Here is a 15,547-nt window from a genome sequence, read left to right on the forward strand (position 1 = left end):
GAAAAAATTCCGGAAGGTTTGTAACGTTCCGGGGAGAGGGTCGATAGACCTAGCGACCCCGCATTGCTGCCTGACCCCCGACCTGGTGGCAACGCGGGGTCTTTCTCGTTTCCGGTGCCCTTGCGCCGGGCTCGGATCGGAGTGCGCCGGGACCGGCATTTACGCTTGGTGGAAAGGCGCACCCGGTCGTGGGGTGCCCAGTCGGAAGGACACGGGTGAGTGGTAACAACGGGGCGGACGACCGCGCGAACATGAGCGGTGCCGTTCCCCCCAACGAGGCGGAAGCGCAGAGGAAGCCCGAAACGGCCGCCGCGGCCGCACCGGACCACACGGCAGGAACCGCCGCCGACGCGAAACCCGATGTCGTTGCCGAGCCGACCGCCCCGGCACCCACCGAACGGTTCGTCTCGATGGCTCCGCTCCCGACCCCGTCGAAGGCCGCCCCGGCACCCGAACCGTCCGCAGCTCGGAACGGCGCGGCCGCCCCCGTCGAAGACGCCCTTGTCGAGGAGGGCGCTGCCGAGGTCGCCGATGCGGCACCCGAGCGGGAAGCCGGGGACCGGGCGCCGGAGACACCGGCGGCCGCGGAGGAGCCCGTCGCCCCGGACACGTCCGCCACCGAGAGCGCGCCCGCCGCGCCGGAGACCCCGCCGGCTCCCGAGCCCCCGCAGACTCGGCTCAAGCCTTGGGAAATCCCGACCGCCGCCATTCCGGCTGCGCCGAAGAAGCCCGCGCCCTTCGCGTTCACCAAGCCCGTGTTCACCGAGCCTGCGGCCCCGGTCGAGCCTGCGGCACCGACCGCCGCGACCTCCCTGAAGGACGCCGGAATCGATCCGCCGGCCGCGGACCGCACCCCGGACGAACCGCCGACCGCGCCGCAGGCCGGTCTGCAGCCGGAACCGGCCGCAGAAGCACCGGCCGAGCAGGCACTCGCCGCAGCACCCCTCGAGCAGGCAACCGCTGCAGCGCTCGTCGAGCAGGACACCACCGAGGTGCCGGCCGAGCAGACGCCCACCGCGGCACTCGCCGAGCAGGCGCCCACCGAGGCGCCGGCCGAGCAGGTACCCGACACAGCACCTGCCGAGCAGGCACTCGCCGTCGACGACTCGGCGCCGACCGTCGCGATCGACATGTCCGCGATCAGGAACACGCCGCCCGCCCAGCCGGCTGCGTCCGCAGCCGAGCCCCCGACGGAAAGGACGCCGGAAGGCACCGCCTCCGCCGAATCCGACGAGGGCCGTGCGGCGGGAGAATCCGCCGACGACGCGGCGACCGAGGTCGTTCCGGTCGTCGCCGGCGGACCGGTCCCGCCGTCGTCTCCGCCCCCGACACCGCCGGACGGCACCGGCGGATCCCCCTCGCCTGCGGGACCGCCGTGGCGGAAGATCGCGATCGTGGCCGGCGGTGTCGCCGCTGCTCTCGCGGTTCTCTACGGTGTCGATCTCGCAACGTCGTCGGGCAAGGTCCCGCGCGGCGTGACGGTCGCGGGGATCGAGATCGGTGGCGAATCGGTCGACGACGCCGAGGCACTTTTGCGCGACGAACTCGGCCGACGCCTCGAAAACCCCGTGCCCGTCACCGCCGGCGACACCACCGCCGAGGTCGTTCCCGCCCGGGCCGGACTCGAGGTCGACTGGGAGCACACGCTCGATCGCATCGGATCGCAGCCGCTCAATCCGTTCACCCGGCTGGCGTCGCTGTTCGGCACCGACGAGATCGGCGTTGTCTCCGTCCGCGACGACGCGGCACTCACGGACGCACTCGAAGGAGTGCGTTCGAGCGCCGAACGCGCCCCGCGGGAGGGCACCGTCGTCTTCGAGGGGGCGACCCCGGTCGCGGTGTCTCCGCAACCCGGCCAGAATCTCGATCCCCAGGTCGCGGCGGACGTGTTCTCCGAGAAGTGGGCGTTCGGCGACGTCGCGTTGCCGGTGACCACGCTGGACGTGACCGTCACACCCGAAGCGGTGGACCGGGCACTCACCGAGATCGCGATACCCGCGGTGGCGTCGGACGTGAAGGTCCAGGGTCGCGACAACACGGTCGCGACCTTGCCCCGCGACCGGATCGGCACGATCCTGTCGTTCGTGCCGGACGGCGAGGGCGGCCTGATCCCCGAATACCACTCCGAGGTCGTGGTCGATTTCCTGCGTCCGCAGCTCGCGGAGACCGAGGTCGAACCGAAGGACGCCCGCATCGTCATCGAGGGTGGTGGTCCGACGATCGTGCCCGCGGTGAAGGGTGAACTGGTCGACTGGACGAAGACTCTCGAGCCGCTGCCTCAGCTGCTGGCCGCGCCGGGCGACCGGACCACCCCGGCCGTGTACGCACCCGTGGATCCCGCGCTCACGACCGAGGCCGCCGAGAAGCTCGGCATCCGCGAGGTCGTCGGCGAATTCACCACCGGTGGCTTCTCCTACGCCTCGGGCGTGAACATCCGCCTTGCCGCTTCCGAGATCGACGGTGCACTCGTCAAGCCGGGAGAAACGTTCTCGCTCAACGGATATACCGGTCCGCGCGGGGCGGCGCAGGGCTACGTCGAGTCCGGCATCATCGAGGCCGGCCGGCCCGGCACGGCCGTCGGCGGCGGCATCAGCCAGCTCGCGACAACCCTCTACAACGCAACGTATTTCGCCGGCATGGAGGACGTCGCCCACACCGAGCACAGCTACTACATCTCGCGGTACCCGGCGGCGCGTGAGGCCACCGTGTTCGAGGGCGCGATCGACCTCCAGTTCCGGAACCCGTTCGACACCGGCGTGCTGATCCAGACCATCGGCACGAGTTCGGACATCACGGTCCGGCTCTGGGGCACGAAGACGGTGGACGTGCAGTCGTTCACCGGGGACCGGACGGCGTTCACGTCACCGAACAAGATCACCCTTCCGGCGGGCGACGCGTGCATTCCGTCGAGCGGCGCGCAGGGCTTCACGGTCAGCGACACCCGCGTGATCACGGATGCGAAGACGGGAGCGCAGCTTTCCCGCACGACGCGCACCGTCAAGTACGACCCGGTTCCGATCGTCGAGTGCATCGAACCGGAGGAAGAGCGCGAGCCCGCTCCGGGACCGGAACGCAACCCCGCCGGCGCGCCCGGGAGCACACCGGAATCCGGTTCGTCGCCGACGACGAGCGGCCGGCCGCAGCCCGGTGCGCAGCCGACGACGAGCAGCGCTCCGGAACCGGAATCCGAGACGGACGAGCCTGCAGTGCCCGACGCATCGGCCGACGAGGAGTAACACGGTCGCGCCGTTCGGGTCCCGATGAGCGGGACATCGGCAGGGCAGGAGTGATGTCGTTCATAGCATCGCCGCTGTGAACACACTGACCGGCACCGAATCCGAACTGCGCGACCTGCTCGAGAGTCAGCGACGGGAGTTCCGTTCGCAGAGAACGAGTTCCGCCGAGGCTCGCCGGGCGCGGATCGAGTCGGTGATCGAGATGGTCGTGGCCCGCCACGACGAGATCGTCGACGCGATCGACGCCGATTTCGGCGGGCGCCACCCGGGATACTCGACCGTCAACGACATCCTCGGATCGCTGACCGCGCTGAAATACGCGCGAGATCACGTGGAGACGTGGATGCAGCCCGAGCAGCGGACGGTGTTCTCCCCGTACGACCAGCTCGGAGCCACCGCCGAGGTGCAGTACCAGCCCAAGGGCTCGGTCGCGATCATCGGCACCTGGAACGCCCCGCTCTTCACGCTCCTGAGTCCGCTCGCCGGCGTGCTGGCAGCGGGCAACCGCGCCGTGCTCAAGCCGTCCGAGATCGTGCCGCGCACCGCGGAGGTGCTGGCGGCGGCGGCCGCGGAGTTCCTCGATCCCCGTGACGTCGCCGTCGTGACCGGTGGACCGGAGATCGCGCAGGCCCTCACCGCCCTGCCGTTCGATCACATCGTGTTCACCGGCAGCGCGGCCGCGGGACGATCGGTGATGGCGAACGCCGCGCTCAACCTCGTGCCGGTCACGCTCGAACTCGGCGGAAAATCCCCGGTGATCGTCGGGCGTTCGGCCGATACGGACACCGCGGCCTTCCGCATCGCGGTGGGCAAGGCGACCAACAGCGGTCAGCTCTGCGTCAACGCCGACACCGTGTACGTCCCGGCGGAACAGCTCGAATCGTTCGTCGCCGCCATCGGCCGGACCTACGGCGAACTGCTGCCCACGATCGCAGGAAACGTCGACGTCACCGCGATCGTCTCCGATCGGCACGCCGCCCGCATCGACGGATACATCAGCGAGGCACAGCAACTCGAAGTACGCGTGGAGGTCGTTCCGTCCGAGCCGATCACCACCGGTGAACGTCGGCGCCCGCTGCGTCTGGTGATCGACCCCCCGGCATCGGCGGCGATCTCCCGGGAGGAGATCTTCGGCCCCGCCATGGTGATCCGCACGTACGACGACCTCGCGGATGTTCTCGACGAGATCAATTCCGGTCCGAAACCGCTGGCGCTCTACTACTTCGGGCACGACGAGGACGAGCAGCGCGCGGTCGTCGAGGGCACGACCTCCGGTGGCGTCACGATCAACGAGGTCATGATGCATGCGGGCATGCTCGACGCACCGTTCGGTGGCATCGGGGAGTCGGGGATGGGCCACTACAACGGCCGCGAGGGCTTCCTCGAATTCAGCCACGCCCGAACCGTGTTCGTCGCTCCGGACTATGACCCGCGTCGCGAATGGGGCATGCTGCCGCCCTACGCCGAGGAATATCGCGCCGCGATGTCGGCGCAGGTGAGCAAGTGATACCGGTGGCTGAACACCACCACATCGGAACCACCACACGAACTTTCGGAGCGATACTGTGAAGACACGTGGCGCGATCATCCGCCGGGCACCCGGTACCTACGAGGTCGCCGATCTCGAACTCGACGAACCGCGGCGCGGTGAACTGACGGTGAAGATGGTCGCTGCGGGCCTGTGCCATTCCGACGACCACATCGCCGTCGGCGACCACGCGGTGGGCAGTTACCCGATCTGCGGCGGACACGAGGGCGCCGGAATCGTCGTTCAGGTCGGCCCCGAGACGCACGGCTGGAGCGAGGGCGACCACGTCGTGTTCTCGTTCCTGGCCGCCTGCGGCCGATGCCGATGGTGCGCAAAGGGACTGCAGAACCTGTGCGACCGCGGCGCCGCCATCATGACCGGGACCCGCCCCGACGACCCCTCGAGCTTCCGCATGAGCCTGGACGGGGTGCCCGTCGCCCAGACGTGCGGATTGTCGACGTTCAGCGAATACACCACCGTCAGCGTCGATTCGGCAGTCAAGGTCGACAAGGACCTGCCGCTCGACAAGCTGTGCCTGCTGGGCTGCGGAGTCGGCACCGGGTGGGGAGCAGCGGTGAACTCCGCCGAGATCTACCCCGGCCAGACGGTCATCGTCCAGGGCATCGGCGGGATCGGCATCAACGCCGTCCAGGGCGCGGCCCACGCCGGCGCGGCCCGGATCATCGCCGTCGATCCCGTGCCGTTCAAGCGGGAGAGCGCGCTGCGGTTCGGAGCCACCCACGCGGTCGCGGACATGGCGGAGGCCACCGAGATCGCGCGTTCGTACACCAACGGACAGGGCGCGGACGCCGCGATCGTGACCGTGGGCGTCACGACCGGTGAGCACATCGCGGCGGCGTTCTCGGCGATCCGCAAGGCAGGAACCTGCGTGGTCACCGGTCTCGGCAAGATGACCGACGTCGGAATCCCGATCAGCCCGATGGAACTGGTGCTCTACCAGAAGCGGCTTCAGGGTTCGCTTTTCGGCGCATCCACACCGACGGCCGACATCCCGTGGATGATCGACCTGTACACGTCCGGGAAGCTGAAGCTCGACGAGCTGATCACCACCACTTACAAGCTCGACGACATCGCCCAGGGCTTCGCCGACATGCACGCGGGCCGAAACCTGCGCGGAGTCGTCGTCTTCTGACACCCCGTGTGCCTTTGTGGCGGTTCCGGGCGCCAGTTGTGCACACCGGCGCGGAGCGCAGCAGTGGCCCCCACCGGGAATCCGGTGGGGGCCACAGCGTGTCAACCCTCCGGGCTCGTCTGCCCGGGCGGTTCGATCAGAACGCCGCTTCGTCGAGCTCCATGATGTCGGTGTCGACGTTGGCGATGATGCTGCGCGCCGCGGTCAGCTCGGGCAGCACGTTCTTGGCGAAGAACGACGCGATCCCGACCTTGCCCTTGTAGAACGGAGCGTCCTTCTCGTCGGCGCCGGCATCGAGCGCGGCGAGCGCGATCTCGGCCTGCTTCAGGAGCAGCCAGCCGATGAGCAGGTCGCCGAACGCGAGCAGGTAGCGCACCGAGCCGAGTCCGACCTTGTAGAGCTCGGTCGGCTGCTCCTGGGCGCCCATGAGGAAACCGGTGAGGGTCGCGGTCATGGCCTGCACGTCCTCGAGCGCGGTGGCCAGCAGGGCGCGCTCGGGCTTGAGGCGCTCGTCGGCCGCATCCGAGTCGATGAACTGCTTGATCTGGCCGGCGACGTGCGCCAGGGCGACACCGCGGTCGCGGGCGATCTTGCGGAAGAAGAAGTCCTGCGCCTGGATGGCGGTGGTGCCCTCGTACAGCGAGTCGATCTTCGAGTCGCGGATGTACTGCTCGATCGGGTAGTCCTGCAGGAAGCCCGAGCCACCGAGGGTCTGCAGCGAATCGGTCAGGTACAGGTAGGCGCGCTCCGAACCGCAACCCTTGACGATCGGCAGCAGCAGATCGTTGATGCGGTGCGCGAGGTCGGCGTCGGCGCCGGAGACCTGCTCGGCGACCACGGCGTCCTGGTGAGCGGCGGTGTACAGGTACACGGCGCGCAGACCCTCGGCGTAGGCCTTCTGCATCGCCAGCGAGCGGCGGACGTCGGGGTGGTGGGTGATCGTCACGCGCGGCGCGGTCTTGTCCGCCATCTGCGTGATGTCGGCGCCCTGCACGCGCTCCTTGGCGTAGTCGAGGGCGTTGAGGTAGCCGGTGGACAGTGTGGAGATGGCCTTGGTGCCGACCATCATGCGGGCGTGTTCGATGACGTCGAACATCTGGGCGATGCCGTCGTGGACCTCGCCGACGAGCCAGCCCTTGGCGGGGACGCCGTGGCCGCCGAAGGTGACCTCACAGGTCGCGGAGGCCTTCAGGCCCATCTTGTGCTCGACGTTGGTGACGAACACGCCGTTGCGCTCGCCGAGCTCGTTCTTCTCGAAGTCGAAGTGGAACTTCGGGACGAAGAACAGCGACAGGCCCTTGGTGCCCGGCTTGCCGCCCTCGGGGCGGGCCAGGACCAGGTGGAAGATGTTCTCGAACAGGTCGTCGGAGTCGGCGGAGGTGATGAACCGCTTGACGCCCTCGATGTGCCAGGAGCCGTCGTCCTGCCTGATCGCCTTGGTGCGGCCGGCGCCGACGTCGGAGCCCGCGTCGGGTTCGGTCAGCACCATGGTGGAGCCCCAGCCGCGCTCGACGCAGGTGGCCGCCCACTTCTTCTGCTCGTCGGTGCCGTTCTCGAAGAGGACACCGGCGAAGGCGGGGCCCGCGGCGTACATGAAGGCGGCCGGCTGGGCGCCGAGCATCATCTCGTTGGAGGCCCACAGCAGCGCGCGCGGCGCGTCGGTGCCGCCGATCTCCTCGGGGATACCCATGGACCAGTAGCCCGCGTCCCACCAGGCCCGGAACGCCTTCTTGAAGCCTTCGGGGAGGGAGACGGAGTGGGTCTCGGGGTCGAACACAGGGGGGTTGCGATCGGTGTCGGCGAAGGCTTCGGCGGCCGGACCCTCGGCGAGGGCCTTGACCTCTGCCAGGATGCCTCGGGCGGTGTCCTCGTCGAGATCGCCGAACTTGCCGGCCTCGAGGAGCGTCTGGATCTTCAGGACCTCGAACAGATTGAACTCGAGGTCGCGGAGGTTGCTCTTGTAATGGCCCATCTGTGTCTCCCAGTGCGGTGCGGTCGAGCTGCGGTGTCAAGTACCGCCCAAGTTATTACTCGTCGGTAACATCCCTATGCTACTCGCCAGGCAACTAACTGCCAAGGGCGGATTTCCGCGCGACGACAAGGGCATCGACAGCAGTTCCGGAATCAGTTTCCCGGGCCCTCCTTTCGGCGACGACAATTTCCAGCCGGCCGTCGATCTCGTCCACTATATCCGTTGGGGTGTAGAGGATTTCGGGGTTCCGAGGGCCTCCGGTTCCGCGTGTGGGATTAGTCGAATCGTGGCCCAGAAATATGAGGATTCCATCAGGTTTCAGGGAATTGATCGCATTGTCGATCAGGCTCGCGCGCTGTGGTGCGGGGAGGTGGAGGAATACCGAGAGAATCAGGTCATATTCACCGTCGAAAGGGTCCTGGGTCACATCCTTCTGGATGTAGCGCAGGCGATCACGGCTGCGCTTGGGCGCCTGAGCGGCGATCCGCCGGGCCTTCTCGAGCGCGACGCCGGAGAAGTCGACACCGTCGACCTCCCACCCGCGCGTAGCGAGCCACAACGAGTGCCGGCCCTCGCCGCACGCCAGATCCAGCGCTCGTCCTTGTGGCAGCGCCGCGGTGAACTCGACGACGACGGGATTCGGCGGAGAACCCCACACCATGTCCGCCGCCGCGTACCGTTCGTCCCAATCCTGTGCGTCCATGCATTTCTCCTATGTCACGCGGTACCCGGGTGCAAGCCGGTTACGCGCTCGACGGTGTATATGCAGGTGGTGAACGACGGCAAGTCCGGTTCGCCGCGTTTTCGGGACCGACCGGTTTCCTTCTTTCGGTAAAACAGGTATGCCCGCGGGTATAACGACCGTCGCCTTTCCGCAGCCTGGGCGGCATCGTGGGACGTGCCTCACCAGCTCGACGAAGGTTCACTCGATGCACTACCCACACCGCTCGCCGATGCTCCCTGCAGACGGTTCCCACCCGACGATGCACTGGTCCACCGTTCACGTCGACGCCCGTGCGGAGATGTGCGGGGTCCTCGGGCGGGGAACGCCGATGGTCTTCCTCCCCGAATGCGGGTCGACGCCCTGGACGTACCGGCATGCGCTGGCGACGCTGGCCCGCAGCGCGCGGGTGTATGCCCCGGCGATACCGGGGTTCGCGGCAGCGCCCGGCAGCCCCCTCGAGGAGCGGATGCTGGCGGACTGCTCGAGCTGGCTCGGCCGGTTCCTCGAGGCGGCCGGACTCGGTCCCGTGACCCTCGTCGGGCACTCGTTCGGCGGGGCGCTGGCGATCCGGGCCGCCCACGATCATCCGGATCGCGTGACGCGACTCGTCCTGGTGAACCCCGTCGGCGGCACGAGGCTCGATGGCGTGTCCGACGACGGCGATCGCGACGGAGCCGGACGCCTCGACCGGACGGCCCGAGGCCGGGAGCCGACCGCTGAGCTGACCCGGCTCGCGGAGCGACGCCTGCCGGTCTCACTGCTGTGGAGCCGCGGAGACCGTCGGGTGCCGCGGGCGAGCCTCGAATCTCTGCGCCGACTGCTGGGGAGTCCGCCGGTGTTCACCGTCCCGGGCGGACACGAATGGCTGCTCTCGGACCCGGAATACTTCGGCAACGCGATGCGCACCGTCCTGGGCGGGTTCCCTGTCGAGGTCGCGGCATGACCGCCCCTGTCTCCGGTCGCGGGCGCATGACCACGCGAGGCGGGAAACTCGTCATCTGGAAATGCCGGGACTGCGCCGTGCTGCTCCCGCCCCTGACCGTCTCCTGCCACTCGTGTGGCCACGGCGACCTCGAGCCTGTCGACTCGGCCGGCGTGGGAGTGATCGTGTCGTGCCGGACCGCCGACCGCGCACCCGACCCCGTGTGCGACGCGCCGTGCCCGTCGGTGATCGCCATCGTCGAACTCGACGAGGGCCCGTGGGTCTATTCGTGGATCGACGGTGCGCTTCCGGTGTCGCCCGATCGGCCGGTGAGGGTGTATTTCCGGTGCACCCAACCGGGGGAGAGATTCCCGATCTTCGAACCGTGTCGTTCCGCTTCTGCCCGACCCGGAAACATCGCCGCATAAGGGCCATACGGTGGGTGGCGGTGGTGCGGTCGGCCCACGCCGCCCGATCGCGTGATGACGCGTACCGCAACGGATCCCATGCCTCCGGAACCGAGACGCACAGGGCATCACTTCGTGCTGTCGGTTCCGGGCGGGTCGCGGTTTCGACGTCGACCCCGCACCCGGAGCGCCCTGGAGGGTTGAAAACTCTTCGGCAGCAGCGCCATACGTGACTTCGAGTGGCCCGGCCGGAGCGGTGTTCCGCTCCGGCCGGGCCTCGCCGGGACGTGCAATAGGGCGCCGCGGTACGAGCTCCGAGTCCGCCTGCCGATCGGGTGAACATAGACTCGCTCGAGTGGCGCGGGTGCGTGCCGGTGTGACGGCGCGCGTCAATCCCTTTCGCTCTGTACGCGTTTGGTTGAGGATGCATAGTATGCTCGGCGTGTTTCCCGCCGTGATGGAAGCGTAGAGCATCCGATCCCCGCGTTACAGAGATGTGACCTACGTCATATACTTGCCCTCCAGCGAGGGCTGAGTCGGTCGCGGATAGACCGGTGTTCTATACGGTTTCGTCACCAACCGGTCGGTACGACGACACGCGAAACCCATTCGAAACCTCGAAAATAGGTATATACCCGGGTAATTCTGACGTTGCCCGTTCCCGCCGTTACCGAGACGCTATGTACGTCTCGATTGACGGAAGCTGTCACTGCGCTCCGTAAGCGGCGATGTACATCGCCCCGGTCGAGATCACCACCAATCATCTCGACCGACCGAGGGAACAATCATGGGCAAGCATCGGGTGCAAAGTGTTTCTACCGCAGGACGTTTGATCGCAATTGCTGCAGGAGCGGCTGCTCTCGCAACAATGAGCGGGATTCTTTCTCCGGGTATGGCACGTGCGCACGCCGCGTCCGAGGCATCCAACGGATGCGCCTGGGAGTGGCCGGTCAATGGACCGGTGTCGCAAGGGTTCCACGGTGGCCACGACGGCACCGACTTCGCCATCGGGGTCGGTACGGTGCTGCACGCGCCGACCTCGGGGAGGATCTCGGTGGCCGGCCCGAACGATCCCGGTGGATACGGAACCTACATTCAACTGGAAGCCGACACCGGTGAGCAGATCCAGATGGGCCACCTTTCCCAGACGTGGGTCGGCGTGGGGGTTCACGTCGCCGCCGGTCAGGCGATCGGTGCAACGGGTAACACGGGTAGCTCGACAGGACCACATCTGCACCTGCGCATTCATCGTGGTGGGCCGGTCGACCCCGTGAGCTTCCTGCGGTCCGTCGGTGCGTGCGGCGCGGGTTCGAACGACATCCGAGCCTGATCCGTTCCGAGCATCGCGGTGGGCAACGCCCCCGGCATGTCGGAGGCGTTGCCCACCCGCACGTTCCCGACCGCGTTGCTTCCGAATCGTCACGCCCGTAATACATGTGGCCGAGCAGAAAGACAGAAGATGATTCGCACGTCCTCGAGAGCGGTAGGCGCGGCACTCCTGGGTTTGGGTGTCGCCGCAGGTGTTGCCGTCGCAACCCCCGCAGTGTCCTCGGCATCGCCGACAGTGTCCTCGGCATCGCCGACAGTGTCCTCGGCAACGCCCACAGTGCCCCCGGCCGCGGAATCGTGCGTCGGCACATGGGACGTCGTCGTCGGCGGCCTGACCAACAACACCTCGGTGGGGTTCCTCAACGAGGACCAGCGCGTCGGGTACAACTCGTTCGATACCCGGTCCGGTGTGAGAGAACTCGATCGGCTCGTCCGTGCTCATGCTCGGGCATGTCCTGCCGACTTCATCCACGCCGTGGGTTACTCGGGTGGTGCAGCCGTCGTACATCAGTGGGCAACCGAGAACGGGAAGGAGTTCCGCGGCAAAGCCGGCATCGTCCTGATCGGCGACCCCAAGCATCCGGGCGGAACGGGTGGCGTCGGGGGATTTGCGGCCACCGATATGAGGTGGGTGCCGACGCTCGGTGGTGCGAACGACGACTACGGTGGGTTGCCCGCGCTCCGGGTATGCAACGTGCAGCTCAACGGTGGTGACCACATCTGCAACAGCGGTGTCGGCTGGGGCGGATATCTCAGTGGTGTGCACGGCGACTACGACTTCGATGTGAACTCCTACCCCGTCGATGCCGATGGCGTGGTGCTTCGATAGCGGATCCCCGGAAGGTTGCCGGTGGCCTCTCGATCGCTGTCGGATCGGCCGGGCACGCCGAACCCCCGCCACCCGATGCACCGGATGCCGGCACGACCCGTGACTGCCGGCCCGAAAGCGGCAGGCACGAGGACGGGCCGGACACCCGGTGACCCGAACGACCGCTGGAGCGGCACCGTCGAGACCCACACCGAGGACGCGTGACGCCTCAGCGGTGCAGAGTCGTGTGCATCAGCAGCACGTTGTAGTTCTGATGCACGGTGGTCAGGAAGTACAGATCCGGACCCGACGACCACGGATGGATGTACGCGCCGTACGCGCTCGGAAGCTCGCGGGTGTCGACGATGACCTCCGGCGGGCTCCACGGACCCGTCACCGACGAGGCGCGGCGCATCACTACGGAATTGTGCGCGTCGGTGGTGAGCATCAGGAACTGACCGAGATAGTCGTTCCACTGCACGGACAGCTCGGCGACCCCGTCGCCCATGAGCGGCCGCGCCGCGTTCACGTCGCGCACCCACGCGCCGCCGTCCCAGTACTCGTAGGCGCCGAGATCGCGGATCTGCGCCTCGGGGACGCGCGCCAGGTGCACGAGACCGCCGCGACCCGGAGGAGTGCCGTACTGGTAGACGAAGCCGTCGCGCTTCAAGAACGCGCTCATCTGGAAGTTGCGGTTGCCGCCCTCGCTGGGACGTACCGTCTCCGGCGCCGGAGCCCAGTTCTCGCCGTTGTCGTTCGAGAAGATCAGCCCGGAGTAGTTCGTCTCCCAGGTTCCCGCCGGTCCCCAGTTCTTCACCGACATCGCGCTGAGGTACTGGGTGTCACCGACCGCGATACCCGCCGTCGGAATCCGGCTGATCTCGACGAACGGGATCTTCGGGCTCGGAATCAGCTCCTTGGCCTGGCCGAACGCGTCCGTCACGGCACTGCTGAAGTCCATGCCGTTGGACAGGTCGCGGTCGTTGCTGCGGAACAGCACGTTGCTGCGCCACGCCCACAGGCTGCCCGAGAGCAGGTTGGGCAGGCCGAGGCCTGCGGTGTCACCGAACGCCGTGAGGATCTCGCCGCGGCCGTTGTCCCACATGATGCCGAGGTCGGTACCGAGGACGTTGAGGTCCTGCGTCCGGTTCTGGCTGAGGATGCCGGTCTGTTGCGCGACCGCCCGGGCCCGTCCGCCGAGCTGTGGCACGCCGTTCACGCCGTTCAGGCCCGGGATCGGATTGATCGCATTGGGGTTGGCGGACGCGAGCGCCGCCCCCAGTGTCAGTGTCAGCGCGGTGACCGTAGCGGTCGTCACGCAGTATCGAACCAAACTTCGCATTTTTCCCCCGAACAGATGCACAGCGCCGGACGCTAGCAGCTGCCGCGCCGAGAGTGTGAGCCAATCCCGGAACTTGTCGATCTTGTGATCCGGGCCGCAGCCGATCGGGGTCGCACGCCCCTGCGATTCGAGGTGGGAAGCGCCTACCACAAGGACCGTGACCCCGGGCACAATTTCGCTACGCGTTACCGTATTGAGGTTGTCGTGCACTGACACGCAGTGCCCGAAGAAGAGGAGTTCGCCTGATGGGTGCACAGATTGCCGGTCCCGCCCCGCTGCGGAACACCGCATTGCTCGGGCTGGGCGTGCACCGCCCCGAGCGAGTCGTCACCAACGCGGAGATCTGCGAGCTGATCGACTCGAGCGACGAGTGGATCCAGTCGCGTTCCGGCATCAAGTCGCGGCGTTTCGCCAAGGCTCACCCCGAAGAATCGGTCACCGATATGGCGGTGTCCGCCGGCGCCAAGGCCCTCGAGGCCGCGCGCATGGCGGGGGCCCAGATCGACACCGTCATCGTGGCGTGCTCGACCTATCCGCTGCAGACCCCGCAGTGCGCGGCGATCGTCGCGGACCGTCTCGGCACCGGCGGGGCCGGCGCCCTCGACATCGCCGCCGGCTGCGCCGGTTTCTGCTACGCCCTCGGCGTCGCCTCGGACCTGGTCCGGGCCGGTTCCGCCGAGCACGTGCTGGTGATCGGTGTCGAGCGCATGAGCGACGCCACCGAGCCCACCGACCGCACCGTGCGCTTCATCTTCGGTGACGGTGCCGGCGCCGTGGTCGTCGGAGCATCCGACGAGGTCGGCATCGGACCGACCGTGTGGGGTTCGGACGGCAAGCAGGGCAACGCGATCCGCCAGGAGCCGGACTGGGTCGACTTCGCCCAGAACCCGGACCAGAAGCGCCCGTGGATCATCATGGAGGGCACCGCCGTGTTCCGCTGGGCCGCGTTCGAGATGAGCAAGTTCGCGCGGCAGATCGCCGACAAGGCCGGGGTCGCGCTCACCGACCTCGACGCGTTCGTCCCGCACCAGGCGAACCTGCGCATCAACGACGTCATCGTCAAGCAGCTCGAGCTTCCGGACACCGTCGCGGTCGCGGACGACATCATCGAGACCGGCAACACCTCCGCCGCGTCGATCCCGCTCGCGATGGAGAAGATGCTGCGGACCGGTCAGGTCGAGGAAGGTGACACCGCGCTGCTCCTCGCGTTCGGTGCCGGCCTGTCCTACGCGGGCCAGGTCGTGAAGATGCCGCGTCTGGCTCAGTAGGTGTCCCAGGCCGACCGGCCGTCGCTGCGGCGATGGCTGTGGATCGTCGGCCTCGCGGTCCTGATCGTCGTCGCCTTCGTCGCGCTCGCTCCCGGTGGGCGCGACGAATCCGACGCGGTCACGGCCGAGGGGCTCACCTCGGTGCCACGCTCGTGGACCCCGACGCCCACGGGACCGGTCACCTCCACCTGGCGGCCCAGCGGGAGTCCGTCGGCGACGCCGACGTGGCGTCCCTCCGCGACCCCGACCGCCGCGGCCCCGTCTGCGGCAGCTCCGGGACCCGCGGTCTCGCCGGCTCTGGCGACGCTCGCGACCCTGCCGGTCAAGGGGCGTGCCCCGAAGACCGGCTACGACCGGGAGCTGTTCGGAAGCGCGTGGACGGACGACGTGACCGTCCAGTTCGGGCGCAACGGCTGCGACACCCGCAACGACATCCTCAAGCGCGACCTGATCGACCTCTCGCTGGTGCCCGCGACCCGTGACTGCACGGTCCGGACCGGCACGCTGAACGACCCGTACACCGGCCGGACGATCTTCTTCCAGCGCGGTGCCGAGACGTCGGCGGCGGTGCAGATCGATCACATCGTCGCGCTGTCGGATGCGTGGCAGAAGGGCGCCCAGCAGCTCGACGAGCAGACCCGCCGCAATCTCGCGAACGACCCGCGCAACCTGCAGGCCGTCGACGGCCCGACCAACCAGGGCAAGGGGGACTCGGACGCCGCGTCGTGGCTGCCGCCGAACCGGGCGTACCGGTGCACCTACGTGTCCCGTCAGATCGAGGTGAAGGCCGCGTACGGGCTGTGGGTCACCCCGGAGGAACGCGACGCGATGACCAGGGTCCTGTCCGAGTGCTGACGT

General features: G+C 68.1%; 11 protein-coding genes and 1 pseudogene. 9 read left to right on the forward strand and 3 right to left on the reverse strand.

The window, feature by feature from the left end:
* Positions 1-812: 812 nt before the first annotated feature.
* The 3 genes from ACWDTS_RS13200 (at position 813) to ACWDTS_RS13210 (ending at position 5,917) form a co-directional block, all read left to right on the forward strand.
* On the forward strand, positions 813-3,236 hold the full coding sequence (locus ACWDTS_RS13200) for a VanW family protein (protein ID WP_450118317.1): 2,424 nt from the start codon (positions 813-815) through the stop codon (positions 3,234-3,236).
* Positions 3,237-3,312: 76 nt separating this feature from the next.
* Positions 3,313-4,743 (forward strand): aldehyde dehydrogenase family protein, encoded by a 1,431-nt coding sequence (locus ACWDTS_RS13205; protein ID WP_450118304.1) that lies wholly within the window; start codon positions 3,313-3,315, stop codon positions 4,741-4,743.
* 58 nt (positions 4,744-4,801) lie between these two features.
* Positions 4,802-5,917 (forward strand): NDMA-dependent alcohol dehydrogenase, encoded by a 1,116-nt coding sequence (locus tag ACWDTS_RS13210; RefSeq protein WP_450118305.1) that lies wholly within the window; start codon positions 4,802-4,804, stop codon positions 5,915-5,917.
* 136 nt (positions 5,918-6,053) lie between these two features.
* Here ACWDTS_RS13210 and ACWDTS_RS13215 read toward each other — a convergent pair whose 3' ends face one another.
* Together ACWDTS_RS13215 and ACWDTS_RS13220 are read right to left on the reverse strand one after the other, a co-directional pair.
* The gene (locus ACWDTS_RS13215) at positions 6,054-7,889 is read right to left on the reverse strand and encodes an acyl-CoA dehydrogenase (RefSeq protein WP_450118306.1); all 1,836 of its coding nucleotides are present in this window, start codon (positions 7,887-7,889) and stop codon (positions 6,054-6,056) included.
* Positions 7,890-7,983: 94 nt separating this feature from the next.
* Positions 7,984-8,592 (reverse strand): class I SAM-dependent methyltransferase, encoded by a 609-nt coding sequence (locus ACWDTS_RS13220; protein ID WP_450118307.1) that lies wholly within the window; start codon positions 8,590-8,592, stop codon positions 7,984-7,986.
* A gap of 226 nt (positions 8,593-8,818) precedes the next feature.
* On the opposite strand from ACWDTS_RS13220, the gene ACWDTS_RS13225 reads away from it, so the two are divergent.
* From ACWDTS_RS13225 to ACWDTS_RS13240, 4 genes are all read left to right on the forward strand, one after another.
* A complete protein-coding gene (locus ACWDTS_RS13225) occupies positions 8,819-9,556 on the forward strand; it encodes an alpha/beta fold hydrolase (RefSeq protein WP_450118308.1) in 738 nt (245 codons plus the stop codon).
* Positions 9,553-9,963 carry a Zn-ribbon domain-containing OB-fold protein gene (locus ACWDTS_RS13230; RefSeq protein WP_197256387.1) on the forward strand — a complete coding sequence of 137 codons (411 nt, stop codon included), beginning with the start codon at positions 9,553-9,555 and terminating at the stop codon, positions 9,961-9,963. Before ACWDTS_RS13225 ends, ACWDTS_RS13230 begins: the two co-directional genes overlap by 4 nt.
* Positions 9,964-10,729: 766 nt before the next feature.
* Positions 10,730-11,272: a M23 family metallopeptidase gene (locus ACWDTS_RS13235; RefSeq protein ID WP_450118309.1), complete on the forward strand. Its 543-nt coding sequence runs from the start codon at positions 10,730-10,732 to the stop codon at positions 11,270-11,272.
* A gap of 255 nt (positions 11,273-11,527) precedes the next feature.
* Positions 11,528-12,100 (forward strand): cutinase family protein, encoded by a 573-nt coding sequence (locus ACWDTS_RS13240; protein ID WP_450108349.1) that lies wholly within the window; start codon positions 11,528-11,530, stop codon positions 12,098-12,100.
* Between the two features lie 208 nt (positions 12,101-12,308).
* On the opposite strand, the gene ACWDTS_RS13245 is transcribed toward ACWDTS_RS13240, so the two are convergent.
* Positions 12,309-13,421 carry a DUF4185 domain-containing protein gene (locus ACWDTS_RS13245; RefSeq protein ID WP_450108350.1) on the reverse strand — a complete coding sequence of 371 codons (1,113 nt, stop codon included), beginning with the start codon at positions 13,419-13,421 and terminating at the stop codon, positions 12,309-12,311.
* 245 nt (positions 13,422-13,666) lie between these two features.
* On the opposite strand from ACWDTS_RS13245, the gene ACWDTS_RS13250 reads away from it, so the two are divergent.
* Both ACWDTS_RS13250 and ACWDTS_RS13255 read left to right on the forward strand, forming a co-directional pair.
* Entirely contained in the window at positions 13,667-14,689 is a 1,023-nt protein-coding gene (locus ACWDTS_RS13250; RefSeq protein ID WP_197256395.1) for a beta-ketoacyl-ACP synthase III, read from the forward strand.
* 24 nt (positions 14,690-14,713) lie between these two features.
* Positions 14,714-15,541, forward strand: a pseudogene (locus tag ACWDTS_RS13255) (HNH endonuclease family protein); the annotation flags it as partial.
* Between the last annotated feature and the right edge of the window lie 6 nt (positions 15,542-15,547).

The organism is Rhodococcus sp. NPDC003383 (assembly GCF_053589115.1).

What these genes read in the sequence shown, in the direction of transcription:
- ACWDTS_RS13235 (WP_450118309.1), top strand. Translation starts at nt 10,730, where the DNA reads ATGGGCAAGCATCGGGTGCAAAGTGTTTCTACCGCAGGACGTTTGATC.
- ACWDTS_RS13220 (WP_450118307.1), bottom strand. Translation starts at nt 8,592, where the DNA reads ATGGACGCACAGGATTGGGACGAACGGTACGCGGCGGCGGACATGGTG.
- ACWDTS_RS13250 (WP_197256395.1), top strand. Translation starts at nt 13,667, where the DNA reads ATGGGTGCACAGATTGCCGGTCCCGCCCCGCTGCGGAACACCGCATTG.
- ACWDTS_RS13215 (WP_450118306.1), bottom strand. Translation starts at nt 7,889, where the DNA reads ATGGGCCATTACAAGAGCAACCTCCGCGACCTCGAGTTCAATCTGTTC.
- ACWDTS_RS13230 (WP_197256387.1), top strand. Translation starts at nt 9,553, where the DNA reads ATGACCGCCCCTGTCTCCGGTCGCGGGCGCATGACCACGCGAGGCGGG.
- ACWDTS_RS13245 (WP_450108350.1), bottom strand. Translation starts at nt 13,421, where the DNA reads ATGCGAAGTTTGGTTCGATACTGCGTGACGACCGCTACGGTCACCGCG.
- ACWDTS_RS13225 (WP_450118308.1), top strand. Translation starts at nt 8,819, where the DNA reads ATGCACTACCCACACCGCTCGCCGATGCTCCCTGCAGACGGTTCCCAC.